General features: G+C 70.3%; 25 protein-coding genes. 14 read left to right on the top strand and 11 right to left on the bottom strand.

The genetic code is table 11. The features are described 5' to 3' along the window. The first annotated feature begins 217 nt into the window (after positions 1 to 217). Complete coding sequence (gene cspE, locus NAG42_RS02705; RefSeq protein ID WP_225254914.1) at positions 218 to 421, top strand: transcription antiterminator/RNA stability regulator CspE; 204 nt, start codon at positions 218 to 220, stop codon at positions 419 to 421. A 66-nt stretch (positions 422 to 487) separates the two neighbouring features. On the opposite strand, the gene NAG42_RS02700 is transcribed toward cspE, so the two are convergent. Beyond that, positions 488 to 1,201 (bottom strand): lysophospholipid acyltransferase family protein, encoded by a 714-nt coding sequence (locus NAG42_RS02700; RefSeq protein ID WP_250027595.1) that lies wholly within the window; start codon positions 1,199 to 1,201, stop codon positions 488 to 490. Between the two features lie 119 nt (positions 1,202 to 1,320). On the opposite strand from NAG42_RS02700, the gene NAG42_RS02695 reads away from it, so the two are divergent. Further along, positions 1,321 to 1,530, top strand: coding sequence for a hypothetical protein (locus NAG42_RS02695; protein ID WP_250027594.1), 210 nt, complete (start codon positions 1,321 to 1,323; stop codon positions 1,528 to 1,530). Positions 1,531 to 1,565: 35 nt separating this feature from the next. After that, positions 1,566 to 2,456 carry a hypothetical protein gene (locus tag NAG42_RS02690; RefSeq protein WP_250027593.1) on the top strand — a complete coding sequence of 297 codons (891 nt, stop codon included), beginning with the start codon at positions 1,566 to 1,568 and terminating at the stop codon, positions 2,454 to 2,456. Between the two features lie 3 nt (positions 2,457 to 2,459). Here the strand turns inward: NAG42_RS02690 and NAG42_RS02685 are convergent, their stop codons facing one another. Genes NAG42_RS02685 through NAG42_RS02670 form a run of 4 tightly spaced genes read right to left on the bottom strand, consistent with a single transcriptional unit; the run spans position 2,460 to position 5,617 of the window. Beyond that, positions 2,460 to 3,392, bottom strand: coding sequence for an ABC transporter permease (locus NAG42_RS02685; RefSeq protein WP_250027592.1), 933 nt, complete (start codon positions 3,390 to 3,392; stop codon positions 2,460 to 2,462). Beyond that, complete coding sequence (locus tag NAG42_RS02680) at positions 3,382 to 4,137, bottom strand: ABC transporter ATP-binding protein (protein WP_250027591.1); 756 nt, start codon at positions 4,135 to 4,137, stop codon at positions 3,382 to 3,384. Before NAG42_RS02680 ends, NAG42_RS02685 begins: the two co-directional genes overlap by 11 nt. 14 nt (positions 4,138 to 4,151) lie before the next feature. After that, positions 4,152 to 5,210, bottom strand: coding sequence for an ABC transporter substrate-binding protein (locus NAG42_RS02675; RefSeq protein ID WP_250027590.1), 1,059 nt, complete (start codon positions 5,208 to 5,210; stop codon positions 4,152 to 4,154). After that, complete coding sequence (locus tag NAG42_RS02670) at positions 5,207 to 5,617, bottom strand: RrF2 family transcriptional regulator (protein WP_250028329.1); 411 nt, start codon at positions 5,615 to 5,617, stop codon at positions 5,207 to 5,209. Before NAG42_RS02670 ends, NAG42_RS02675 begins: the two co-directional genes overlap by 4 nt. A gap of 164 nt (positions 5,618 to 5,781) precedes the next feature. Between NAG42_RS02670 and NAG42_RS02665 the strand changes: the two genes are divergently transcribed. The 6 genes from NAG42_RS02665 to NAG42_RS02640 all read left to right on the top strand — a co-directional run bounded on the left by NAG42_RS02665 (position 5,782) and on the right by NAG42_RS02640 (position 11,259). Continuing rightward, positions 5,782 to 7,089 carry a M16 family metallopeptidase gene (locus NAG42_RS02665; protein ID WP_250027589.1) on the top strand — a complete coding sequence of 436 codons (1,308 nt, stop codon included), beginning with the start codon at positions 5,782 to 5,784 and terminating at the stop codon, positions 7,087 to 7,089. Then, entirely contained in the window at positions 7,086 to 8,402 is a 1,317-nt protein-coding gene (locus NAG42_RS02660) for a M16 family metallopeptidase (RefSeq protein WP_250027588.1), read from the top strand. Before NAG42_RS02665 ends, NAG42_RS02660 begins: the two co-directional genes overlap by 4 nt. After that, the gene (nudC, locus tag NAG42_RS02655; RefSeq protein ID WP_250027587.1) at positions 8,399 to 9,370 is read left to right on the top strand and encodes an NAD(+) diphosphatase; all 972 of its coding nucleotides are present in this window, start codon (positions 8,399 to 8,401) and stop codon (positions 9,368 to 9,370) included. The genes NAG42_RS02660 and nudC overlap by 4 nt, the downstream gene beginning before the upstream one ends. A 99-nt stretch (positions 9,371 to 9,469) precedes the next feature. Next, positions 9,470 to 10,357, top strand: coding sequence for a phytanoyl-CoA dioxygenase family protein (locus tag NAG42_RS02650; RefSeq protein WP_250027586.1), 888 nt, complete (start codon positions 9,470 to 9,472; stop codon positions 10,355 to 10,357). 126 nt (positions 10,358 to 10,483) lie between these two features. Beyond that, positions 10,484 to 10,822, top strand: a complete 339-nt coding sequence (locus NAG42_RS02645; RefSeq protein WP_250027585.1) for a hypothetical protein — start codon at positions 10,484 to 10,486, stop codon at positions 10,820 to 10,822. A 5-nt stretch (positions 10,823 to 10,827) separates the two neighbouring features. Next, the gene (locus NAG42_RS02640; protein WP_250027584.1) at positions 10,828 to 11,259 is read left to right on the top strand and encodes a hypothetical protein; all 432 of its coding nucleotides are present in this window, start codon (positions 10,828 to 10,830) and stop codon (positions 11,257 to 11,259) included. Here the strand turns inward: NAG42_RS02640 and NAG42_RS02635 are convergent. Beyond that, on the bottom strand, positions 11,225 to 11,470 hold the full coding sequence (locus NAG42_RS02635; protein ID WP_250027583.1) for a mycoredoxin: 246 nt from the start codon (positions 11,468 to 11,470) through the stop codon (positions 11,225 to 11,227). The genes NAG42_RS02640 and NAG42_RS02635 overlap by 35 nt on opposite strands. Before the next feature lie 81 nt (positions 11,471 to 11,551). On the opposite strand from NAG42_RS02635, the gene NAG42_RS02630 reads away from it, so the two are divergent. The 3 genes from NAG42_RS02630 (at position 11,552) to NAG42_RS02620 (ending at position 14,611) form a co-directional block, all read left to right on the top strand. Continuing rightward, positions 11,552 to 13,687 carry an ATP-dependent DNA helicase UvrD2 gene (locus tag NAG42_RS02630; RefSeq protein WP_250027582.1) on the top strand — a complete coding sequence of 712 codons (2,136 nt, stop codon included), beginning with the start codon at positions 11,552 to 11,554 and terminating at the stop codon, positions 13,685 to 13,687. 121 nt (positions 13,688 to 13,808) lie between these two features. Beyond that, entirely contained in the window at positions 13,809 to 14,105 is a 297-nt protein-coding gene (locus NAG42_RS02625; RefSeq protein WP_250027581.1) for a hypothetical protein, read from the top strand. 143 nt (positions 14,106 to 14,248) lie between these two features. Beyond that, the gene (locus tag NAG42_RS02620; protein WP_221375701.1) at positions 14,249 to 14,611 is read left to right on the top strand and encodes a WhiB family transcriptional regulator; all 363 of its coding nucleotides are present in this window, start codon (positions 14,249 to 14,251) and stop codon (positions 14,609 to 14,611) included. A gap of 285 nt (positions 14,612 to 14,896) precedes the next feature. Here NAG42_RS02620 and NAG42_RS02615 read toward each other — a convergent pair whose 3' ends face one another. Further along, a complete protein-coding gene (locus NAG42_RS02615; protein ID WP_250027580.1) occupies positions 14,897 to 15,841 on the bottom strand; it encodes a LysR family transcriptional regulator in 945 nt (314 codons plus the stop codon). 55 nt (positions 15,842 to 15,896) lie between these two features. Between NAG42_RS02615 and NAG42_RS02610 the strand changes: the two genes are divergently transcribed. Continuing rightward, complete coding sequence (locus tag NAG42_RS02610) at positions 15,897 to 17,102, top strand: MFS transporter (protein WP_250027579.1); 1,206 nt, start codon at positions 15,897 to 15,899, stop codon at positions 17,100 to 17,102. 327 nt (positions 17,103 to 17,429) lie between these two features. On the opposite strand, the gene NAG42_RS02605 is transcribed toward NAG42_RS02610, so the two are convergent. The 4 genes from NAG42_RS02605 to NAG42_RS02590 form a co-directional block, all read right to left on the bottom strand. Then, positions 17,430 to 18,707, bottom strand: a complete 1,278-nt coding sequence (locus NAG42_RS02605; RefSeq protein WP_250027578.1) for a M18 family aminopeptidase — start codon at positions 18,705 to 18,707, stop codon at positions 17,430 to 17,432. 230 nt (positions 18,708 to 18,937) lie between these two features. Further along, on the bottom strand, positions 18,938 to 20,284 hold the full coding sequence (locus tag NAG42_RS02600) for an ABC1 kinase family protein (protein ID WP_250027577.1): 1,347 nt from the start codon (positions 20,282 to 20,284) through the stop codon (positions 18,938 to 18,940). Positions 20,285 to 20,377: 93 nt separating this feature from the next. Further along, a complete protein-coding gene (locus tag NAG42_RS02595) occupies positions 20,378 to 21,415 on the bottom strand; it encodes a ThiF family adenylyltransferase (protein ID WP_250027576.1) in 1,038 nt (345 codons plus the stop codon). Between the two features lie 271 nt (positions 21,416 to 21,686). Further along, positions 21,687 to 21,848, bottom strand: a complete 162-nt coding sequence (locus NAG42_RS02590; protein WP_015625326.1) for a DUF5679 domain-containing protein — start codon at positions 21,846 to 21,848, stop codon at positions 21,687 to 21,689. Between the two features lie 482 nt (positions 21,849 to 22,330). Here NAG42_RS02590 and NAG42_RS02585 point away from each other — a divergent pair, with 482 nt between their 5' ends. Then, positions 22,331 to 22,864 (top strand): M48 metallopeptidase family protein, encoded by a 534-nt coding sequence (locus tag NAG42_RS02585; protein WP_250027575.1) that lies wholly within the window; start codon positions 22,331 to 22,333, stop codon positions 22,862 to 22,864. Positions 22,865 to 22,890: the final 26 nt, after the last annotated feature.

Here is a 22,890-nt window from a genome sequence, read left to right as displayed (position 1 = left end):
ACCTCCTTGAACGTGTTAAGCTCTCCGCGTTGTCAGTTTGGTTCCCAAGTACTTAGGAGCGCCTGTGGGGAATTTTGCCCCAGGCGCTCTTTGTCGTAACCCGGATTCCTCCGGTACGGGCGATCAGTACGACGACACGAGTCCCACGAAGTGTGGGGTCTTATTACCTCGTTCCGCCCATGTTGGGTGAGAACGATCGACCGTCGAGGAGACGATCATGGTTACCGGCGTTGTGAAGTGGTTCAACGCGGACAAGGGCTTCGGGTTCATCACCCCGGACGACGGCGGCGCCGACGTCTTCGCCCACTTCTCCGCTATCCAGTCTTCCGGCTACCGCAGCCTGGACGAGAACCAGCGTGTTGAGTTCGAGGTGACCCAGGGCCAGAAGGGCCCGCAGGCCGCGAACATCCGCCCGCTCTGATCTTCCTGATCAGATAGCACGGCAAACGAGCGCCGCATCCCGCGAGGGATGCGGCGCTTTCGCGTGTCAGGCGGCCGCGGTCTCCGGCAGCGGGGCCGTGCCGCCCAGGTGGGCCGGCAACCACCAGCGGTCGTCCGGGCCCGAGGGCTTGTCGGGGTAGGCGCGCTGGGCCGCGTCGAGCAGGCCGCTCAGGCGCTCCTTGAGGATCGCGGTCAGCGCGTCGGGTGAGGTGCCCTTGGGCATCTCGATCGCCTCGCCGATCTTGATGAGCACCGGCACGTGCCGCTTGGTCAGCTCTTTCTTGTGGCCTTTGGTCCAGAGGCGGTGCGGACCCCAGACGGCCATCGGGATCAGCGGCACCTTGGCCGTGCGGGCCAGCCGGACAGCGCCCGACTTCAGCTCCTTGACCGTGAACGACTCGCTGATCGTCGCCTCGGGGAAGACGCCGACGACCTCCCCGTTGCGCAGCGCCTCGGTGGCCGCGCGGAAGGAGGCGGCCCCCGCGTCCCGGTCGACCGGGATGTGGCGCATGCCGCGCATGAGCGGGCCGCTGATCTTGTGGCGGAAAACGGCATCCTTGGCCATGAAGCGCACCAGGCGCTTGGCCGGTTGAGCACCCAGACCGCAGAAGATGAAGTCGAGGTAGCTCACGTGGTTACTGGCGAGCACGGCACCGCCGGTGGACGGGATGTGCTCGGCGCCGTCGATCTCGATCTTCATGTCGAGGACCCGGAACATCGTCTTGGCAAGGGCGACTACCGGCGGATACACGAGTTCCATGGCAAGACGGTAGCGGAAGTCGCTGAACTTCTCCTGGGACGACTGCAACGTGAGGGCCCGTTTACGCGTCTAAGTATTATCGGCCCTTTTCTCTCGGACGTGACTTTGGAGGTACCGGCATGCGCGGACCATCCGCCCGCCGGGAGTTCGGATTTGTGCTCGCGCTCGCCGTCTTCGGCGTCGCGCTCGTGATCGTGGTCGCCTTCGCGCCGTGGTATCCGGCGGTCGGCAGCACCACCGAGGTCAGCCCCACGCTCTGGCAGCAGGTGAGCGCCGTGTTCGGCGAGGCCGGCGGAGCGGCCGGGGGAAACGTCACGCCGACGCCGTGACGTGATCGCCATCCGCGTGGTGTTCACTGGGTTTCATGTCCGAGCAGACTCCGGAGTCGTTTTCCTGGCAGCAGCCGGGCGGCCGATTCGGCTCCGGGCTGGTCACCACCGCGCCGGGCGCACCACCGCCCCCGCCCCCGGAGTCGCCGAAGCCTGAGCCGCCGTCGCCGGACGGTCCCCAGCGCCGCCGCCGGCAGATGCTGATCTTCGGGGGCATCGCCGGGGCGATCCTGGCGATCGGCCTGACCGTGGTGCTGCTCCTGGTGTTCTCGTCCGAGGGCAATCCGTTCCGGTCGACGGAGTCGGCGCCGACCGACGTCCGTCCGCCGTTGGCCCAGGCGTGCCCGGCGCCGACGGCCTCACCGAGCGCGGCCCCGACCCAGGCGCCCAGCGCGCCGCCGGCCCCGACCGGCGCGCGCACGACCGACGACGAGGCCGGCATCTCGTACAAGGCCTACGGGGCACCCTGGGTGCCGTGGACCGACGTGTGGCGGGCCGGCACGCTGGAGGTGCCCTACCGGGTGGGGCAGCACTTCGTCACCGAGCAATACAGCGGCGGCAGCTACCACGCCTCGATCCTGTCGGCCGCGGTGCCGGCGGCCGACAACGACGCGGTGACGCTCAACCTCGAGTGTGTGGGCCGGCAGGTGGCGGCGGACGTGCGCGCCGAGTATTACCCGCAGCCCAACACGATGGATCCGCTCCGCGACGAGCTGACCAAGCTGGGCGGGCGGCCGGCCTGGGTGAGCGAGTTCCGCCTGCACTTCGCGGCGCCGGGGCTGACCGCCACCGAGGAGCTCTCCGCGGTGGCGGTCATCGACGTCGGCAAGACGACCGCGGCCGTCCTGTACATCTCGGTCCCCGGCACCCACAAGCAGTGGGACTACATCATCGAGGACGTGCTCGCCTCGGTGCGCCCGGTGTAGCGGTCAGCTCAGCAGGCCCCAGCGTTTGCGCAGCTGGTTGTCGGCCGCGTTGAAGAGCACGTCGATCAGGATGCCGATCACCAGGACGACGATGATGTAGCAGATCACCAGGCTGGAGTCGCTCAGGTCGCGGGCCTGCTGCATGCGTACGCCGATGGAGAGCGCACCGGGCACGATGACCAGCAGTTCGCCGGCCATCAGGCTGCGCCACGAGAACGCCCAGCCCTGCTTGAGGCCCGAGATGAACGAGGGCAGCGACGCCGGCAGGATCAGGTGCCGGTATTTCGCGAAGCCCCGCATGCCCAGCACCTGCCCGACCCGCAGCCAGGTGCGCGGCACGTAGTCGATGCCGCTGATCAGCCCGTTGGCCACCGACGGCGCGGCCCCCAGCACGACGACGAAGAGAATGGCGCTCTCGCTGAGCTGGAAGAGCAGGATGGCCAGCGGGAACCACATGATCGAGGGCATCGTCTGCAGGCCGGTGATCAGCGAGCCGATGGCCGCCCGCAGCGGTGCGAACTGCGAGACGAGCGCGCCGATGACCGTGCCGATGACCACCGCCAGCAGGAAGCCGGTGAAAGCGCGGGTCATGGTCACCCGTACGCCGTCCCAGAAATCGCCGGTGGTGATCACGTTGCCCAGGTCGGTGAAGACCGTGGCGGGTGACGGCAGGACGTAGATCGGCTTCCACTCGGACCAGACCGCGATCTGCCAGATGAGCAGCACGATCGCGATGGCCAGGAACTTCGGCCAGGCGCTGCGCCAGACGCGCTTGCCCAGCGCACCCTTGTCGCGCCGGGGCCCGAGCTCGAGCGCGTCGAGGCCGGCCACCTCGGCCGACTCCGGATTCACGCCGGGCTTGTCCGCGACCGGGGCCGTGGTGTCACCGCTCGCGCCGTCGAGTCCGGCGCGGGCCGACGGGTACTTAATGGGCATGGCGGGCGACCTCCGCGCGCAGACGGTCGGTGATCTCGGCGGCCTGGCCGGACACCTCGGGGGAGTCGATGCGCCGGGGGCGCTCGTGGGCGATCGGGTAGTCCTCGATCACCCGGCCCGGACGGCTGCTGAGCAGGATCACCCGGTCGCCCAGCCGCACCGCCTCGCGCACGTTGTGCGTGACGAACAGGACGGTCAGATCCTGCTCACGCCAGATCCGCTCGAGCTCGTCGTGCAGGATGTCGCGGGTCATCGCGTCCAGCGCGCCGAACGGCTCGTCCATCAGCAGGATGTCGGCGTCCTGGGCCAGCGCGCGGGCCAGGGCCACGCGCTGGCGCATGCCGCCGGAGAGCTCGTGCGGGCGCTTGTCGCCGAAGTCGCGCAGCCGGACGATGTCGAGCAGCTCCTCGGCGCGCTTGCGGCGCTCGGGCCGGGACACGCCTTGCAGCCGCAGCGGCAGCTCGACGTTGCCCCGGACCGAGAGCCACGGGAACAGCGCGGCCTCCTGGAACATCAACGACACCTTGCGACCGCCGATGTCGAGCGTGCCGCCGGTGATTCCGTCCAGCCCGGCGACCAGCGAGAGCAGGGTGCTCTTGCCGCAGCCGGACGCGCCGAGCAGGCAGACGAACTCGCCCTGGCGCACGGTCAGCGAGACCCGGTCGAGGGCCAGCAGATCGCCGTAGCTCTTGGAGACACTCTCCAGGCGTACGACTGCTTCGGTTTTCTGATCCAGGAGGCTCATGTGCGAAGGGCCTTTCAGGCGGCGGCGTCGCTGACCTCGGGCTTGCCCGCGGCCTTCAGCTGCTCGTTGAGCGGGCCGAGGTCGTAGATGCCCTTGAGGTCGACGGGCTTGAGCAGGCCGACGTCCTCGGCGTGCTTCGCGCTGGTGTACAGCGACGAGGCGACCGGGTCGGCGGTGAAGGTGAGGTTCTTGAACGACGCGGCCAGCACGTCGTCCTTCAGTGGCTTGCCACTGAGCGCCTTGAGCTGGGCGTTGGCCGCGGTCTGGGCCTCGGCGTTGTTCTTCTCGATGTAGTCGAGCGCCTCGAGGTGACCCTGCAGCAGCTTCTTGACCGTGGCCGGGTTCTTCTTGAGGAACTCCTGGGTCACGATCAGGTGGGTGGTGACGAACAGCCCGCTCGGCCACAGGTCCTTCTCGTTGACCAGGACCTTGCCCTTCGACTCGAGGACCAGCCGGCTGAGGTTGGGCTCGGGCACCCAGGCGCCGTCGATCGCGCCCTGGGCGAAGGCCTGCAGCGCGGTCGCGTTGTCCTGCGGGAGCACCGACACGTCGCCGCCGCCCTGCTGGTCGGCGTTGAGACCGTTCTCCTTGAGCCAGGCCCGCAGCGCGACGTCCTGCGTGTTGCCGAGCTGCGGGGTGGCGATCTTCTTGCCCTTGAGGTCGGCCGGGCTGGTGATGCCCTCCTTGACCACCAGGCCGGCGCCGCCCGAGGTGCTCCCGGCGATGATCTTCAGGCCGGTGCCCTTGGACTGGGCCCAGCCGTTGATGGCCGGGTTCGGCCCGATGTACGTGGCGTCGATCGCCCCCGAGAACAGCGCCTCGATGGCGGCCGGGCCGGCGTTGAACGTCTTCGTCTCGAGCTTGGTGGTGCCCAGCGCGGTCTGGAAGTAGCCCTTGTTGACACCGATCAGGGCGGGCGTGTGGGTGATGTTGGGGAAGTAGCCCAGGCGGATGGACGAAGCCTCACCCCCGGCGCCGGCCGCTTCGTCGTCGCCACCGCACGCGGCCAGCAGCGATGTGGACAGCAGGGCGGTGGCGGCGACGGCGAGCACACGTATGGTGCGGGAGCTCATGCGGACTCCTTGATGATGGAGAGTTCAGCCAGGGTCTTGTGGTCGACGACGCCCTCGATGGCTTCCTCGACCGCGACCCACACGTCGTGGAGCCCGAAGGCCGCGCCGTGGTAGGTCGCATGGGTGGTGGGCAGGCCGCGGACCGTGGCGAGCGCGCCCCCGACGGCGCGGACGACGTCGCCGACGGTGATCTGGTCGGCCGGACGGGCGAGTGCGTAGCCGCCGTCGACCCCGCGATGGCTGTGCAGCAGACCGGCCCGGCGCAGGTCGAGCAGGATGCCCTGCAGGAAGCTGAGCGGGATGTCCTGGCCGGCGGCCAGCGCGGCGGCCTTGACCAGACGGGGGTGTTCCGCCGTCACCGAGAGCATGGCTCTCACGGCGTAGTCGGTGCGCGCCGAGACGTACACGTGGCCCCCCGTCGCCATTCCCGCGTTCACCTATCTAGTGGATAGGAATGATGGTCCAAGTAGGGATTGGCGTCAACCCTCGTCCCACGGTCGTGATGCCGCCCGGTGGCCGAGTGGTGACATGCAGTCGCGACGCTGGCCGGAGAAGGCGCTAATGTCATTTTGTGGCGCGCAGAATCAAGATCCCGGCGACGAAGTACCCGGTGGAGCGATTCACCCTGGCCAACGGATTGCGGGTGGTGCTCACCCCCGACCGCAGCGCCCCGGTCGTCGGGGTCGCGGTGGTCTACGACGTCGGCATCCGGTCCGAGCCCGAGGGGCGCACGGGATTCGCCCACCTCTTCGAGCACCTGATGTTCCAGGGCTCGGAAAACCTGGAGAAGCTGGCCCACTTCCGGCACGTGCAGGGCGCCGGGGGCACCTTCAACGGGTCCACCCACCTCGATTACACCGACTATTTCGAGGTGCTGCCCGCGGGCGCGCTCGAGCGGGCACTCTTCCTCGAGGCCGACCGCATGCGCGGGCCGCGGCTGACCGAGGAGAATCTGCTCAACCAGATCGACGTGGTCAAGGAAGAGATCCGGGTCAACGTGCTGAACCGGCCCTACGGCGGGTTCCCCTGGCTCCGCCTGCCGCCGGTGATGTTCTCGACCTTCCCCAACGCGCACGACGGCTACGGCTCGTTCGGCGACCTCGACAGCGCCACCGTCGCGGACGCGCAGGCCTTCTTCGACCGCTACTACGCCTGTGGCAACGCGACCCTGGCGGTGGCCGGCGACTTCGACGTGGCGACGGCGACCGAGATGATCCAGCGCCACTTCGGTGACGTGCCGGCCCGCCCGGCCCCGCCGCTGCCCGATTTCGCCGAGCCCGACCTGACCAGCGAGAAACGCGACGCCTACACCGACCGGCTGGCCCCGTTGCCCGGCGTGGCCAGCGCCTGGCGGGTGCCGGACCCGATCGGCGACTTCGACAACTACCTGCCGTTCGTGGTGCTGGCCGAGGTGCTCACCGACGGCGACGCGTCCCGGCTGGTCGAGCGTCTGGTGCAGCGCGACCGCACGGTCACCAGCATCGGCGGCTACATCGGCTTCATGGGCGACGAGTTCCAGGTGCGCAACCCCACGGCCATGCTGATCCAGGCCCACATGCCGCCCGGCGGCGACGCCGAAAAGGTGCTGCGCACGGTCGACGAGGAGCTCGACCGGTTGTCAGCCGACGGGCTGGCCCCGGGCGAGCTCGAGCGGGTCCAGGCCCGCATCGCCACCCACCTGCTGCGGGACACCGACGCGGTGCTCGGCCGGGCGCTGCCGATGGCCGTGCTCGAGCTGCAGCGCGGCCGTCCCGAGATGCTCAACGAACTGCCGAAACTGGTCGGCGAGGTCACCGAGGCGCAGATCGTCGCCGCGGCCGCCACCCTGCGTCCCGAGCGGCGCGCCACTGTCGAGGTCGTCCCCGGAGCTGTCGCATGAACCACACTCTCCCCGATCTGATCCCGGACGCGAAGCTCAAGCTGCCCAAGGAGGCCGAGCGCACGCTGGCCGGCGGCCTGACGGTGATCGCCATCCGGCGGACCTCGGTGCCCCTGGTCGAGCTGCGGCTGCGGGTGCCGTTCGGCCGGGCTCCGCTGCCCCGGGCCACGGTGCTCTCCCAGGCCCTGTTCACCGGCACCGGCACGATGACCAGCGTCGACATCGCGGCCGAGCTGCAGGCGGTGGGCGGCGGGCTGTCGGCCGGGCTCGACCCCGACCGGCTGCTGGTCACCGGCAACTCGCTGGCCTCGGGTCTCGACCGGATGCTCGAGATCCTGGCCGCCGTGCTCACCGACCCGGCGTATCCGAACGACGAGGTGGCGACCGAGCGCGACCGCCTGGTCGACCACATCCAGGTCGCGCTGAGCCAGCCCGCCCACCTGGCCCGCACGGCGCTGCTCAAGCGGATGTTCGGCAACCACCCGTACGCGATCCAGACGCCCGAGCCCGAGCAGGTGCGCGCGGTCCGCCCGGCTCAGCTGCGCACCCTGCACGCCGAGCGGGTCCGCCCCGAGGGTGCGGTGCTCGTGCTGGTCGGCGACCTCAACCCGGAGAAGGCGATCGACGCCGCCGAGAAGGCGCTCGGCAGCTGGACCGGCCCGGCCAAGTCGGTCGTCGTGCCGCCCACCCCGGTCCTGGAGCCGGGCCCGCTGCTGCTGGTCGACCGGCCCGGCGCGGTGCAGTCCTCGCTGCGGATGGCGCTGCCCGCCCTGGAGCGCACCGACCCCGATTACGCCGCTCTGCAACTCGCCAACCTCGTCTTCGGCGGCTACTTCTCGTCCCGCTGGGTCGAGAACATGCGCGAGGACAAGGGCTACACCTACGGCCCGCACACCGGCATCGAGCACTACCTGGCCGGCTCGGCACTGCTGGTCTCGGCCGAGGTGGCCACCGAGGTGACCGGTCCGTCCCTGCTCGAGACGCTTTACGAGCTGGGCCGCATCGCCAGCCTGGCCCCCGGCGAGGAGGAGCTCGAGCAGGCCCGCCGCTACGCGCTGGGCACTCTGCGGCTGGGCATGTCGACCCAGGCCGGCCTGGCCGGCCTGGCCAGCATGTACGCCAGCTTCGGCCTGCGCCTGGACCACCTGCGGCAATACTCGGCCTCGCTGGCCACCGCGACCCGTGAGCAGGTGGCCGAGGTGGCCACCCGCTTCCTCGCGCCGACCAACGCCGTCACTGTGGTGCTCGGTGACGCGGCCAAGGTCGAGGGCCCGCTGTCCGCGCTCGCCACGGTCGAGCGAAGTGCCGGGTGAGCGCGCCCGAGGAGCCTGATGTCCGGGAACAACCCAGCGGGCTGATCGACGCGCCTCCGCTGGCCCGCAGCACCCTCGACCGGGCGGCGGAGCACCGCACCGACGACGAGTGGCTGGCCGCCGCGTGGGGCCGGGGCCTGGTCGTCGTCGTCGACCTGAGCCAGGGGGGCCGGGCGCTGGTGGCCGACGACCGGCTGGTGCTGCTGCCGTCGGCCGATGCCCCCGAGGGCGACCACTGGTTCCTCGGTCTCGACACCGACGGCACCCCGCTGTGGACGATCGACGCGTCCCTGCCCGAGTCCGAGGGCGCGCGGCCGGCGACGTTGCGCGACGTCGGCCACCTGCTCGACGACCGCGACGCCGGCATCTTCACGACGGCCGTGGCCCTGGGCAACTGGCACCGCAGCCACAAGTTCTCGCCGCGCACCGGCCTGCCGACGACGGTGGTCGAGGCAGGCTGGGCGCGCAAGGACTCCGAGGGCAACATGATGTGGCCGCGCACCGACCCGGCCATGATCGTGCTGGTGCACGACGGGGTCGCCGGCCCCGAGGGTCGCTGCCTGCTCGGGCACAACGCCACCTGGGGGCGGGCCGGCGACGGGGGGCTGCGCTTCTCGTGCCTGGCCGGCTATGTCGAGCCCGGCGAGTCGGCCGAGGCCAGCGTCGCCCGCGAGGTCGGCGAGGAGGTCGGCCTCGACCTCACGTCGCTGCACTACGCCGGCAGCCAGTCCTGGCCCTTCCCGGGCTCGCTGATGCTGGGCTACCACGCGACCGCCGACCCGGAGCAGCCGATCCGGCTCGACCCGGCCGAGATCGACGAGGCGCACTGGTTCACCCGCGACGAGATCGCCAAGATGATCGCCGGTGATTACCACCATCCCGCGAGTGGTGTCCCGATGGGTCTGCCGATGCCCTCTTCCATCGCGTTCTATCTCATTGAGCAGTGGCTGGGCGGTTTGGCCCGATAACGGAATCAACTTCGTCTAATCAGAGAAGTTTTCTCGTTCCGGAGTAACCAAAAGAGGGCTCGGCCGCGTCTCGGTTTAAAAGACCGAGAGGTGGATTTGATGACGCAGGTGCAAGCGCCCGTTTGGGCCCCGATGACCGCGGACGAGCGGACCCAGTTCGATCGGGACGGCTTTCTCGTGGTGCGCGGGGTCCTCACCGAGAGCGAGATCGCGCTCGCGCGCAACGCTGTTCTCGGCGCTTACGAGCGGGCCGGGCAGCCGGGCGGACACGGCTTGGGCGCCACCGGTGCGCTGCATCAGCTCTCCGCGGTGACGTCCCTGCCGGAGCTGGCGTTCCTGCTCGACCACCCGGTGGCGTTCCGCTACATCTGGTCGCTGCTCGGGTGGAATGTGCACGTCTACCACTCCCACATCGACGTGCACCCGCAGATCCACGAGCGGCAGAAAGAGTGGTGGCACTGGCACCAGGACGGTGGCCGCCAGAACCGGGAGCTCGAGACCGACCCGCGCCCGCAGATGTCGGTCAAGCTGGCCTACTGGCTCTCCGACGTCAGCGAGACCGGCCGGGGCAACTTCACCGTCCTGCCCGGCAGCCACAAGACCAACTGGCTGCCCGGCCCGCCCAGCCGGGGCGTCCCGTGGCCTGAGCCCGAGGGTGCGCTGCAGATCACCGCGAACCCCGGCGACCTGGTCGTCTTCGACCGCCGCCTGTGGCACGCGCGGTCCGACAACTACTCGGACATCACCCGCGTCGGCGCGTTCTTCGGTTACACGTACCGGTGGATCGCCGGCCGCGACGAGGTCGCCGACCTGCCCAACCGCCCGGAGTGGGCCGGCTTCAACGACGTGCAGAAGCAGCTGCTCGGCGGCGCCGGCGACGGCACCGGTGACCACGCCTGGGGTCACTTCCCCGAGACGACGCCGCTCTACGGCGCGCTCAAGGAGCGGGGCCTGCTCGACTCGAGCATCCCGGCTCTCATCCCGTAACAGCTGACATCCCGATACCCTACGTACGTGGGGCAAAGCGGGACAATAGGCATAGCGGCGACCGCGGCGGGCCGCCTCCTCCTCGATGCACTGGGGGAGGAGAGCCCGGCGCGGTCGCTGTCGCGTGTGGGCGGTTCGCCGCGGGCCGCGCGGCTCCTGCACGAGCTCTTCACGGTGGCGGTGCGCCGGAGCTTCGTCGGGCGTGACCCCCGCGACGTCACCGGCTACATCCGGGACCTGCTCGACTATCAAGCGCTGCCGGGCGACGGACAGCTCGCGCGTCAGGCCGAGGCCGTCATCCGATCGGCCTTGGGCGAGCCCGAGCTGGCGCTGGCGATCCCGGCCCTGCGTCGTTCCGAGATCATCTGCTTGGTGGTCGGCGACCTCGCGCGACCGCCGGGCGTCCCCGCCGACGAGCTGCTGGCGCTGATCGGCCAGGCCGAGAAGCGGGCGGCCCGCTGGTGAGCCCGATGTTCTCGCCCGCCCTCGGCGTGCGCACCGAGGCCGGCCGCTATCTGCAGCTGATGACGACGGAGGAAACACCCCCGCCGGGCGACGCGCCGGACGCCGACGCGCGCCGGCTGTGGGAGATCGCTTTCGGACTCGCGGCCCGTCGTCGTTTCGATCCGGACAGCCCGCTGGCCGAGATCCGGCGCACCGTGGCCGCGGGACTGCCCACGCTCGAGGCCGAGATGCTGGTGCGCGACGCCCTCGGCGAGAAGGTGCCGGTGGACGAGATCGACGACAGCGTGCGGATCCGTGCGCACCTGCTGCTCTTCGCCCGTCTGGTGGACGAGATGGCCCTCACCGACGGCGAACTCGAGGGCCTGATCGCCCGGGCCGAGGAGCTCGCCGCCGAGTCCGGGATCAGCCTGCGGCCAGAGCCGACAGATGCTCCTTGACCTGAACGATCGACGGGTTGGTCAGCGCCGAGCCGTCGTCGAACTTGAGAGTCGGGACGGTCTGGTTGCCGCCGTTGACGCTCATCACGAAGTCGGCGGCCTCCGGCTGCTGCTCGATGTCCACCACCTCGTAGGCGATGCCCTCCCGGTCGAGTTGCGACTTGAGTCGGTGGCAATAGCCGCACCAGGACGTCGAGTACATGGTCAACATCGGTCGGAACTCCTTCGGATGGGTCACATGGCACAGCGCCTTCCGGCACAACGTCCGACCCGGGTGCCATGATTCCCTACCGTGCGGACTGATGCGGTGCTGGCGGGGCTGGACCCCGAGCAGCGGACGGCGGTGACCGCCCCAGCCGGTCCGGTCTGCATCCTGGCGGGCGCGGGGACCGGTAAGACACGAGCTATTACCCACCGGATCGCCTACCGAACGTTGACCGGCGAGGTGAGCCCGCGGCACATCCTCGCGGTGACCTTCACGGCGCGGGCGGCGGCCGAGATGCGGTCCCGGCTCACCGAGCTCGGTGCCGCCGGCGTCCAGGCTCGGACGTTCCACGCCGCGGCGCTGCGTCAGGTGCGCTACTTCGCGCCCCGGCTGCTCGAGGGGCGGGCCATGCCCGAGCTGCTGGAGAGCAAGGCGCGCATGGTCGGGCTGGCCGCGGCCCGGGCCGGGGTGCGGGCCGACCGTACGGGTGCGCGGGACCTGGCGAGCGAGATCGAGTGGGCGAAGTCGTCGCTCGTCGAGCCGGACGAGTACGCGGTCGCGGCCAAGAAGGCGCTGCGCGAGCCGCCCTTCGAGCCGGCCAAGGTCGCCGAGGTGTTCGCCGCGTACGAGTCTCTCAAGCGCCGCCAGGGTGTGATCGATTTCGAGGACATGCTGCGCGCCGCGGTCTGGGGCATCGAGGAGCACCCGGACGTGGGCGAGCAGATCCGGGCTCAGTACCGGCACTTCGTGGTGGACGAGTACCAGGACGTCAACCCGCTCCAGCAGCGCCTGCTCGACTCCTGGCTGGGCGGCCGGGACGACCTGACCGTGGTCGGCGACGCGAGCCAGACGATCTACTCGTTCACCGGTGCCACGTCGTCCTACCTGATCGACTTCCCCCGGGTGCGCCGCGACGCCGTGGTGGTCCGGCTGGTCCGTGACTACCGCTCCACACCGCAGGTGGTCGGCCTGGCCAACGCGGTGATCCGGCAGGCCCGCGGCAGTGAGGCCCGGCTGCGGCTCGAGCTGGTCGGTCAGCGCCCGCCCGGGGCCGAGCCCGAGCTCAAGATCTTTCCGGACGAGGCGGGTGAGGCGGTCGCGGTGGCGCGCCGGTGCCGCGATCTGATCGCCTCGGGCACGCCGGCGAGTGAGATGGCGGTGCTCTTCCGGACGAACGCGCAGTCCGAGGCGTACGAGAAGGCACTGGCCGAGGCGGAGGTGCCCTATGTCGTCCGCGGGGCCGAGCGCTTCTTCGAGCGGCCCGAGATCCGGCAGGCCATGATCGCCATGCGGGCCGCCGTCCGGTCCACGCCCGGCGAGACGCCGCTGGTGCAGGCGGTCGTCGACGCGCTCGCGGCCACCGGCTGGCAGCGCGAGCAGCCGCCACCGGGTGGCGCGGCGCGCGAGCAGTGGGAGGCGCTGGCCGCGCTGGTCGCCCTGGCCGAGGACTATGCGCGCCTGCCGGCGGTGGAGCCGATCGGGCAGGCCGGGGCGGTGCAGCGCGACATCACGCTGACCGCCTTCAACGATGAGCTGTTGCGGCGGGCCGAGCAGCAGCACGCGCCCACCGTCGCCGGTGTCACCCTGGCGTCGCTGCACTCGGCCAAGGGCCTCGAGTGGGACGCGGTCTTCCTGGTCGGCCTGGCCGACGGCACGCTCCCGACCACGTACGCGAAGACGCCGGACCAGCTCGAGGAGGAGCGCCGGCTGCTCTATGTGGGGGTGACCCGGGCCCGGCAGTGGCTGTGGCTCTCGTACGGGCAGTCGCGCTCACCAGGCGGCCGGGCGCGACGTCCGTGCCGGTTCCTGCCCCAGCTCGAGCGCACCTCGGCCACCGAGCGCGCCGGCGGCAGCAGTCGGAAACCCGACCGAAGGCGCCCCCAGGTGTCCTCGTGCCGCATCTGCGGGGCGACTCTGCTGGCCGGGGCCGACCGCAAGCTGGGCCGCTGCCCGACCTGTCCGTCCGACCTCGACGAGGAGCTCTTCGAGCGCCTGCAGACGTGGCGGGCGGCCACCGCTTCGGAACTCAAAGTGCCTGCTTACGTGGTGTTCACCGACGCCACGATCGTGGCCATGGCCGAGCGGCGCCCGTCGTCGCCGGCCGAGCTGCTGGCGATCGCCGGGATCGGGCCCCGCAAGCTCGGGCTGTACGGCGAGGCGGTGTTCGCTCTCGTGGGCGGCGCGGCGCCCGACGAGGTCGCTCGAAAAAACTTTGAAAACTAGTCCGTTAATTCGTTTGCCTCCCCTGCTACGCCAGGCATAGCCTCAGATCACAACGCGCCGAGCAGCACTGTTCGGCTGGTTCACAACAACGAGTGCAACGCAAATGGAGGAGGTGGCAACGATGGAGATCTACACGATGACGATGCAGCTGTCGATGCCGCTGACCCGTGCCTGCGCTCCGTCCGCTTCGCTGCTGGTTGCTCCGGCCCCCGCGTGGGTGCCGGTTCTGGCTGCCGAGCGGGCTCCGGTTTCGCGGGTGCACCAGGCCTCCGTCCAGGCCGAGCTGGGCGTGGCACCGAAACTCCCGCAGATCGACAGCACCAATGGCACCACTGGGTTCGAGGGCAGCAATGTCTCCATCAGCAAGCGCTACACGGATGGTGGCAGCGGTGTCCCGCCTCGAGGAAGGCCGGTCTGATCAACAGACCTCCGGCTCACCTCGAGGCCGCGGAACCCGTAACTGGGATCCGCGGCCTTACTTTTTTGCCGGCTCACCGGCCGGACGCACGACCTGTACGGCGATCCAGAAGATCGAGAAGAAGAGAGAGGTGACCGGGCTTTATGAGTCTGGCGCTGGCCCCACTCGACGTGAGCGTCGAGATCGAGGCAAACCTGCCCTGTCGGAAGTTCGACCCGGACCTGTGGTTCTCGGACTCCCCGGCCCAGCTGGAACTGGCCAAGTCGCTCTGCGGGGACTGCCCGCTGCGCGTCGAGTGCCTGGCCGGCGCGGTCGAGCGGAACGAGCCCTGGGGTGTCTGGGGTGGCGAGATCTTCGAGCGCGGTGCCGTGGTTCCGCGCAAGCGGCCGCGTGGCCGTCCCCGTAAGGCTGACGTGGCGCGTGACGCCGAGCTGGCCCACGAGGTCGAGGAGCGGCTCGCCGCGAACGGACTCGAGTCCCGCAAGACCGTAGGCCTGGCGGCCTGAGATGACCACCGTCCCCGTCCCCTTCAACCGAAAGCAGACAACTGACATGTACGCGAGCGGAGCAACCAAGATGAGACTTCTCCAAGAGGCGTTGAGCAGGGCCCGAATGCGTCGGCCTCAGAGTGACTACACACCTGAGGCCCACCGTCCCGCTCGCCAGGTAGCCATGGAGGCGCGTCACACCGCCTCACGTGAACTCGGCGGCCGGCCCTTCTGATCCCGCGACTCACTGAGAACCGATGAATAGCCGAGAGGCCCGCCCGCTTCCGCGGACGGGCCTCTCGCTCATGCTCGCCACCCGTCTGGAACCCAGCGGTCGTCCGGATCCGGGCTGCGGGTCGCGGACAGGTGGCGGCGGAGAGCGGCCAGGCTGGGGTGCCGGTTGTCCGAGCGGAACAGCAGGACATGCGGATAGATCGGCGTGGGCCCGGTGAGCGGAATGCGGCGCAGGTCGTGACCGGCCGGCCAGACGTATCGGTCACCGGCGCCGATCAGCGTAGCCAGCTGCGCCGACTCGGCGACGGCATCCATCAGCGCCTCGGTGCCGAAGTTCGGGCCGATCCGGTCGATGCTCAGACCGAAGGCGGCGGCCAGCTCGCGATAGAACGCCGCCCACTCGCTGCCCGGCTTGATGCCCGGAATCCAGATGCGGTGCCCGGTCAGCTCGGCCGGTCGCAGAGCCGCCGCCGCGGCCAGCGGATGAGCCGGTCCGGTCAGCAGCTGTAACGGTTCGTTCAGCACGGGCACGGCCGTGACTCCCGCGGGTAGCGCGCTGGGCACCGCGCGGAAGGTCGCATCGATCTCGCCCGTCAGCAATGCTTCCACGGCAGTGCTCACCGTCGCACCGGGCAGCGTCACCACGTCGAGGTCGAGGTCGGGGTTCGCCCGGTGGAAGGCACGAATTGCCTGAGCGGGAGAGATGCGAAGGTGCACGACGTCGACGCGCAAGGCGCGCTCACCCGGGCGGACCGAGGCGGCGGCACGGTTCACCGCGTGCAGCACCTCGTGCGCGTGCGGCAGGAACGCGCGACCGTCCAAAGTGAGGCGGGCGCCTCGGTGGGTGCGGGCGAACAAAGTCGTGCCGAGGCTGTGCTCGAGGCGGGCGATCCGCTTGGAGACGGCCTGCTGGGTCAGGTGCAGTTCGTCGGCCGCCTCCTGGAACTGTCCGGTGTCCGCGACCGCGATGAACGTCCGTACCGCCTCGATGTCCACAACCAGCGGTTGTACCACGCCGGAAGGATTATTGTTGGACCCCAGGTTGTGAGGTCTGATCGAATTCCGGCCCATGGGGAAAGCATTCCGGTGGTTGTGGATCGCGTTCGCCGCGTCCACGGCAGGGACCTGGCTGGGCTTCGGCGCGTTCCCGCTCATCACGATCCAGGTGCTCGGCTCGGGGCCGGCGGCAGTGTCCGCGTTGGCCGCGGTCGGCCTGGCCGTGGGGGCGCTGCTGGCGGTGCCGCTCGGGCCGTGGGTTGAGCAGCGGCGCGTGAGGCCGGTCATGGTCGCGGCCGATGTCGTACGGGGTCTGGCGCTGCTCAGCGTGCCGATCGGCCACGGACTCGGTCTGCTCAGTTACGCCCAACTGGTAGTCGTCTCGGTGATCGCCGCGGCGGCCAACATCGCCTTCACCGCAGCCGGCGGCGCCTACCTCAAGCAGGTGGTGAAGCCGGAGCACTTGGTGCGGGCCAACGCTCGTTTCGAGTCGACCGCGTGGACGGCCATCGCACTCGGGCCCGTGCTGGGCGGCGCGGCGGTCAGCCTGCTCGGGCCGGTGATCACGGTGCAGGCGACCGTCGCCGGCTTCCTGATCTCCGCGGCGGCGCTCGCGGTGATCCGGGAGCCGATCGTACGGCCGGATCCGGCGGAGCGGATGCGGACGTCGGGCCTGATCGACGGGTGGCGGTTCATCAATGCCGACCGTTCACTGCGAGCGCTGTTCCACAACACCATCGCCGTGAACGCGCTGATCATGGCGACCGAGCCGTTGCTGGCCGTTCTGCTGCTCGGGGATCTCGGGTGGCCGGCCTGGCAATTCGGCCTCGCCTTCGGGTTGCCCTGTGCCGGCGGCCTGGCCGGGGCACATCTCGCCGGACGGCTCGAGGCGCGTTACGGGCGGAGCCGCGTATTGACCGTGGCCGGCGTTGTGCGCGTTCTCAGCCCGGTCGGACTGGCCTTCGCGGGGCCGGGCGCCGGCGGGCTGCTGCTGGTCGTGGTCGTGGAGCTCGCCGTGATCACCGGCATGGGCGTGTTCAACCCGCTGCTCGCCACCGAGCGGCTGCAGCGGCTGCCCGACCAGCAGATCGGACGAGCACTGACCGCCTGGACGGTGACCACCACGGGGGCGATCGCCGTCGTCACCGCGCTGTGGGGAGTGATCGCCGATGTCACCGGCGCCCGGGCAGCAATCGGCCTGGCCGGAGTGCTCCTGCTGATCACACCCCTGCTGCTACCGCGCCGCCGGCCCAGTCCTCAGCCGACCGGAAGGCTCTGATCGCGGCGCGCAGGTGTTACTGCCGTGCCGGCGGCTCTGTCCTCAGTCGACAGGACGACTCTGATCGCAGCGCTCAGGGGTGCTGTAGCGGGGCCGGCTCAGTCGGGAGTCGACAGGACGCTTTAATCGCGGCGCTCATTCGTCGTTGCCGCAGGCCAGCTCAGTCGACAGCGGGCTTTGTCGCGCCGCTCAGGTATTGGTGTCGCGGGGACGGCTCAGTCGGCAGTCGACAGGACAACCGGATCGTGGCGTTCATTCGTTTTGGCGCAGGCCTCAGTCGACAGCGGACTTTTGTCGCGCCGCTCAGATGTTGGTGTCGCGGGGGACTCAGTCGGCATCCGACAGGAAGACTCTGATCGCGGCGCTCAGGTAGGCCGGGTCGTCGACGTGGCAGAGCTCGCGGGCCGAGTGCATAGAGAGCAGCGGAACGCCCACGTCAAGCGTCGGGATGCCGAGGCGGGCGGCGGTGATCGGGCCGATCGTCGAACCGCAGGGCACCGTGTTGTTCGAGACGAACTCCTGGTAGGGCACGTTCGCGGTGGCGCAGACGCGGCTCCAGAGGGCGGCACCGGTGCCGTCGGTCGTGTAGCGCTGATTGGCGTTGATCTTCAGCAGGGGACCGCCGCCGGGGACCGGGCGGTTGATCGGATCGTGGCGGTCGGACCGGTTCGGGTGCACGGCGTGACCGGCGTCGGACGAGAGGCACCACGAGCCCGCGATCGCGCGGGCCAGATCGGAGCGGTCGCCGCCCAGGGCGATCGAGACGCGTTCCACCACGTCGGCCAGGAACGGGCCGGCCGCGCCGGAGCGGGTCTCCGAGCCGACTTCTTCGTGGTCGAAGGCGGCCAGCACCGCGATCGCGTCGCCGGGCTCGGCGGTCAGCAGGGCGGCCAGTCCGGCGTGGACCGACGACAGGTTGTCGAGGCGGCCCGACGCAAAGAGTGTCCGGCCGGCGCCGAACCGGGCGGGAGCCGCGGAGTCGGCGGTGATGATGTCGTAGCCGCCCACGTCGGTGCCGGTCATCCCGGCCAAGCCGGCCAGATGGGCGACGATGTCGGCGTTCTCGGGGCCACCCACTCCCCAGATCGGCTGGAGCTCACGCTGCTTGTCGGGGGCGAACGAGTCGTTGACCGCGCGATCGAGGTGGATCGCGAGGTGCGGGATGCGGGCGAACGGGCCGGTCCGCACCAGGTGCGCCGTGCCGTCGCGGTGCACGAGGCGGCCGGCGAACTCGAGCTCGCGATCGAACCAGGAGGGGACGACAGGCCCGCCGTACACCTCGACGCCGGCCTGCAACCAGCCGTAGGCGACCGTCGACGGCCGGGGTTTGAGCTTGAAGCCGGGCGAGTCGGTGTGGGCGCCGAGGATGCGGAACGGGGTGCCACGGCCGGCCGTCGCGGGCACCGCCAGCGCGATGACCGAGCCGTCCCGGACGATCGTGAGCCGTGCGCCCGGATGGACGGCATCGCTCCAGTCGGCCGTCTCGTCAAGCGTCTCGTAACCGGCCTCACTCAAGCGGCGGGCCACCTCGGCGGCCGCGTGATAGGAGCTTGGCGAGGCCGAGACGAAAGCGGCCAGGTCGTCGATGTGGGCAGACGCATCCATGTAGCCCATCAGATCATGGGCGGTCACCGATCGACCCGCCGACCGGTTGCTCACTCAGCCCGCTGACCGGCTTGCTGCTCGGTCCGCCGGCCGGCTTGCTCACTGGGCGCGCTGACCGGCTTGCTGCTCGGTCCGCCGACCGGCTCACTCAGCCCGCCGGCCGGCTTGCTCACTCGGCCCGCCGACTTGCTGCTTACTCAGCCCTCCCGGCCCCGCGCCCGCTTCAGCCGTCACGGCACTGGCGCGAAGCCGGGCAGCCACTTCTCGAGGATCGCGCGATAAGGAGCCTCGGCTTCGAGCTGGCTGAGAACGCCGATCGAGCCCAGCGTCACCCGGTGGATCAGCAGGTAGGACGGCGGTAGGTTGAGCTTGCGGCTCAGCTGATAGGCCGGGGAGCGTGGGCTGCTGAGCCGGGTGGCCTCGCCGCGCAGCCACGCGCGGGTGAACCGGAAGCGGTCGACGGCGACCGGCTCGATCATCGGGCGCAGGAAGTCGAGCAGGCCCTGGGCGTCGATCTCGTCGTCCTGTTTGACGAAGCCCTCCTCGCGCAGCCCGTCGGCGACCCCCTGGGCGTCGCCGTCGAGGGCCAGCCGCACCAGCCGGCCGATCGACTCGGGATGGCCGCCGGGCAGCCGGGCCACCGCGCCGAAGTCGATCACGCCGAGGCGGCCGTCGGGCAGGATGCGGAAGTTGCCCGGGTGGGGGTCGGCGTGCAGCAGGCCGGACCGGGCGGGCGCCGAGAAGTGCAGGATCGCCATCAGGCGGCCGGCCTCGTCGCGCTCCTCGACCGTGCCGTCCGAAATGATCTTGGCCAGCGGGGTGCCGTCGACCCATTCGGTGACGAGCACCTTGGGCGCCGAGGCGATCACCTTGGGCACATAGATCTCGTCGTCGCCGGCGAAGGCCTCGGCGAAGGCCGTCTGGGTCTCGGCCTCCATCGCGTAGTCGAGCTCCTCGGTGATGCGCTCCCGGAGCTCGGCCAGCAGCGGCTTGATGTCCATGCCGGGCTGGATGATCTTGAACATGCCGGCCAGCCGGGAGAGCTGCTTGAGATCGGCGATCAGGGCCTCGCCGGCGCCCGGGTATTGCACCTTGACCGCGACCGGCACGGTCTTGGGCTTGGCGTTCTTACGGGCGGGCGGCAGTTTCCAGACCGCCCGGTGCACCTGGCCGATGCTGGCCGCGGCGGCCGGGCTGTCGTCGAACTCGGCGAACAGGTCACGCCAGTCGGGGCCGAGCTGCTCGGCCAGCGCCTTGTGCAGGCTGGCCACCGGCATCGGGGGCGCGGCCTCCTGCAGCTTGGTCAGGGCCTGGCGGTAGGGGCCGGCCATCTCCTCGGGCAGGGCGGCCTCGAAGACCGACAGCGCCTGCCCGAATTTCATGGCCCCGCCCTTGAGCTGGCCCAGGACGCTGAACAGCTGCTCGGCGGTGCGCCGCTGGATGTCCTCCGAGATCACGTCGGTGGCGATCCCGACAGCACGCTTGCCGAAGCCCAGTGCCGTGCGCCCCGCGAAGCCCAGCGGAAGCGCGGCCAGCTTGGCGGTGCGGGCCGCCGCACGCCGCGGAATGTCGCTCACCAGATCATTGTGACCGACGTCGGGCGGTCCGACCGCCCGGCTGGACACCAATTGTCCGCTAGCAGAAGAAAAGTCCATCAATGATTGCCCCTATCACACGGGATTCGACCGGCTGGAGCGGCGCGGCGGCCGGGAACAGGCGCAGCCCGGGTGGGGCAGCCAGGTGCGGCGGCGCAGGCGGGACGGCGAGGTCAGCTCGGCCGAGGCGCCCAGAGTCTCCGGGCTGCCGCCGTCGATGAAGGTCAGAACCTCCTCGACGGCGTAGGCCGTGGCGGCCAGCAGGGTGGCCACGGTGCACGGCTCCGGGCCGGTGCGCCGGGGCAGACCGGGCCACCCGGCGTCGCGATCGCGGCGGTGCAGGTCGAGGCAGGCCAGACAGGGCCCACCGGAGGCGGGGACGAGCGGGCCGACCACCACCGCGCCGTCGCGGATGGTCACGGCCAGATGCGGCTGCTGCCGCTGCGCGTGGGCGGCGGCCAGCAGGGTGACCGGCATGTCGGAGTCGAGCTGCACGATCAGGGTGGCGGCACCGCGTACGGCGCCGGTCTCGGTCTCGGGCACCGCGCGGGTCAGAGCGTCGGTCACCGCCAGGTCGCGGGTCTTGCCGACGTCGGACCCGCGCAGCGGACCGGCGGCCAGCTCGCCCGGATGAACCAGCCCCGGCAGCTCGGGACGCACGTGCCCGACGCCCGCCTCGGCCAGCGCCACCGCGATCGGGGCGCCCAGGCGGCCCCGCCCGTCGATCACCACCCGCGCGGCATGACGCCGGCGCAATCGGGTCGCGGGGGTGCGTGAGGTGTCACCGCGCAACGCGAGCACCGACGCCTCACCGGTGAGCCGGTGAACGGCCGGGATCGACGGTGGCAGCAGCGACGCGGCCGGCACGGCGAGCCCGGCGGCGCGCAGATTGTCGACCACGGCCTGGGTGTCGGCGGGTGGGATGCCCTTGCGGGCGGCGTGCAGCAGCACCACCCGCTCGGGCCGGCTGCCGTCGAGAAGGTCGAGCACCAGCGCGGTGCGCGGATGGGGGAGTCGCAGCACGACCGCCCGGGACGGGTCCGAGCCGAGCTGCAGTTCGCCTCCGTCACGCCAGACGCGGGGAAGACCGGGGATGAGCAGAGGACGGTTCATGTGTCACAGGATGTCACCGCAAGGATGCGGAGCGACAAAGTTGTCCACAGGCCGCGACGGCCCGGCACGCGGGTTGTCCACAGACCTCAGCGAGTTATCCACAGGCTGCGGGGCTTATCCACAACCTCACTCAACGTGCCTCGCGGGAGGGGGGTGCGCGCTGGCGGAGAAAAGCACCGGGGAGGGCGACGTGCCCTCCCCGGGTGGGTGAACGACCTTGCCGCGGGCTCGACGAAGGCCTAGTGGGGCCAAGCCCGCGGGGTCGTCCGGATCAGGCCTTGGCCTTGCCCAGAATGCGGTTCACGGTCGTCCCGCAGACCGGGCACTTGCCCTTGGCCATGTTCATGCCGGTCTTCGAGACCTCGACAGTGCCCTGGAAGTCGCGCTTCTCCTTGCACTTCACGCAGTAGCCGTTGTACGTGTTGTCGGCCACGGTTCCTCCTCGTCATGTTGTCGGCCGGGTCGGCCCGATGCCTGCTCGCGGTAGCAGGCCGCGACCTGTGTTCGGCGCTGGACCGCTCCGAGACCACGTAGATGTGGCCACCCGTCGGGGCGACCACTACCCAGGTCAGGCCAGTTCCATGTCAGCGCGGCGTCGGCGGTGTCACCGACGAGGTGAGTGTGCCCGTCCGAATCGCCCTTTTTGGGATGTTGTGCCGCAACACGCCGGAAGTTGCCTTCAAACGGGCCGAAACGGGACGGCGAGCACGATGGCGGTGGGTTCCACCGGTGGGCTAGGTTGGGCGATCGGCCGCCGACGGCGCGCCCGATGTTGCCGCCGTGGAAAATTTTTCGGCTATTCGCGGACGAAGCGCACATATCGCGCGTGTGTTATCGCGCGTACTCTTGCGGTGACATGGGTCTCACGGATTAGCGTCTCAACGTGAACCCGAATCTGGGCCGCGCGAGCCGGTAATGGCCCGGACGCGCAAGCCTGTCGTGGAAGTGCGGCGCAGCCAGCGCCGGCGTCGCACAGTGTCCGCGTACCGCGATGGAGAGCGCGTTGTCGTGCTCATTCCCGACCGGTTCTCGCGCGCCGAGGAGACCGAGTGGGTCGAGCGGATGCTGGCGCGCCTGGCCGCGCGCGAGGAGCGCATTCAGCGCACCGACGACGAGCTCCTCAGCCGGGCCCGTCGCCTGACCAGCCGCTACCTCGCCGATCACGTCGCCCGCGTGCAACCGGCCAGCGTGCGCTGGGTGACCAACCAGAACGGCCGCTGGGGCTCCTGCACCCCCGATGACGGCACGATCCGCATCTCGCACCGGATCCAGGAGATGCCCGACTGGGTGATCGACTACGTTCTGCTGCACGAGCTGGCGCACCTGATCGTCCCCAGCCACAGCGCCCGGTTCTGGGAACTGGTCAGCCGCTTCCCCAAGGCCGAACGGGCCCGCGGCTACCTCGAGGGCATCTCGGCGGCCACCGGTCTGGTGCTCGCGGACGACTGAGTCTGTTGTCCACAGGCTCGGAGCAC

The organism is Paractinoplanes maris, from assembly GCF_023544465.1.
In the GTDB taxonomy this organism is placed as follows: Bacteria; Actinomycetota; Actinomycetes; order Mycobacteriales; family Micromonosporaceae; genus Actinoplanes; species Actinoplanes maris.
Note: the sequence above shows the minus strand (reverse complement) of the source record. Positions and strands in the feature narration are given on the sequence as shown.

Excerpts from the sequence above, each read along its gene's own strand:
- NAG42_RS02625 (WP_250027581.1), top strand. The coding sequence starts at position 13,809 with ATGGAGATCTACACGATGACGATGCAGCTGTCGATGCCGCTGACCCGT.
- NAG42_RS02660 (WP_250027588.1), top strand. The coding sequence starts at position 7,086 with ATGAACCACACTCTCCCCGATCTGATCCCGGACGCGAAGCTCAAGCTG.
- NAG42_RS02650 (WP_250027586.1), top strand. The coding sequence starts at position 9,470 with ATGACGCAGGTGCAAGCGCCCGTTTGGGCCCCGATGACCGCGGACGAG.
- NAG42_RS02585 (WP_250027575.1), top strand. The coding sequence starts at position 22,331 with ATGGCCCGGACGCGCAAGCCTGTCGTGGAAGTGCGGCGCAGCCAGCGC.
- cspE (WP_225254914.1), top strand. The coding sequence starts at position 218 with ATGGTTACCGGCGTTGTGAAGTGGTTCAACGCGGACAAGGGCTTCGGG.
- NAG42_RS02635 (WP_250027583.1), bottom strand. The coding sequence starts at position 11,470 with ATGTTGACCATGTACTCGACGTCCTGGTGCGGCTATTGCCACCGACTC.
- NAG42_RS02700 (WP_250027595.1), bottom strand. The coding sequence starts at position 1,201 with ATGGAACTCGTGTATCCGCCGGTAGTCGCCCTTGCCAAGACGATGTTC.
- NAG42_RS02640 (WP_250027584.1), top strand. The coding sequence starts at position 10,828 with ATGTTCTCGCCCGCCCTCGGCGTGCGCACCGAGGCCGGCCGCTATCTG.
- NAG42_RS02595 (WP_250027576.1), bottom strand. The coding sequence starts at position 21,415 with ATGAACCGTCCTCTGCTCATCCCCGGTCTTCCCCGCGTCTGGCGTGAC.
- NAG42_RS02690 (WP_250027593.1), top strand. The coding sequence starts at position 1,566 with ATGTCCGAGCAGACTCCGGAGTCGTTTTCCTGGCAGCAGCCGGGCGGC.
- NAG42_RS02685 (WP_250027592.1), bottom strand. The coding sequence starts at position 3,392 with ATGCCCATTAAGTACCCGTCGGCCCGCGCCGGACTCGACGGCGCGAGC.
- NAG42_RS02610 (WP_250027579.1), top strand. The coding sequence starts at position 15,897 with ATGGGGAAAGCATTCCGGTGGTTGTGGATCGCGTTCGCCGCGTCCACG.
- NAG42_RS02675 (WP_250027590.1), bottom strand. The coding sequence starts at position 5,210 with ATGAGCTCCCGCACCATACGTGTGCTCGCCGTCGCCGCCACCGCCCTG.
- NAG42_RS02680 (WP_250027591.1), bottom strand. The coding sequence starts at position 4,137 with ATGAGCCTCCTGGATCAGAAAACCGAAGCAGTCGTACGCCTGGAGAGT.
- NAG42_RS02620 (WP_221375701.1), top strand. The coding sequence starts at position 14,249 with ATGAGTCTGGCGCTGGCCCCACTCGACGTGAGCGTCGAGATCGAGGCA.
- NAG42_RS02605 (WP_250027578.1), bottom strand. The coding sequence starts at position 18,707 with ATGGATGCGTCTGCCCACATCGACGACCTGGCCGCTTTCGTCTCGGCC.
- NAG42_RS02695 (WP_250027594.1), top strand. The coding sequence starts at position 1,321 with ATGCGCGGACCATCCGCCCGCCGGGAGTTCGGATTTGTGCTCGCGCTC.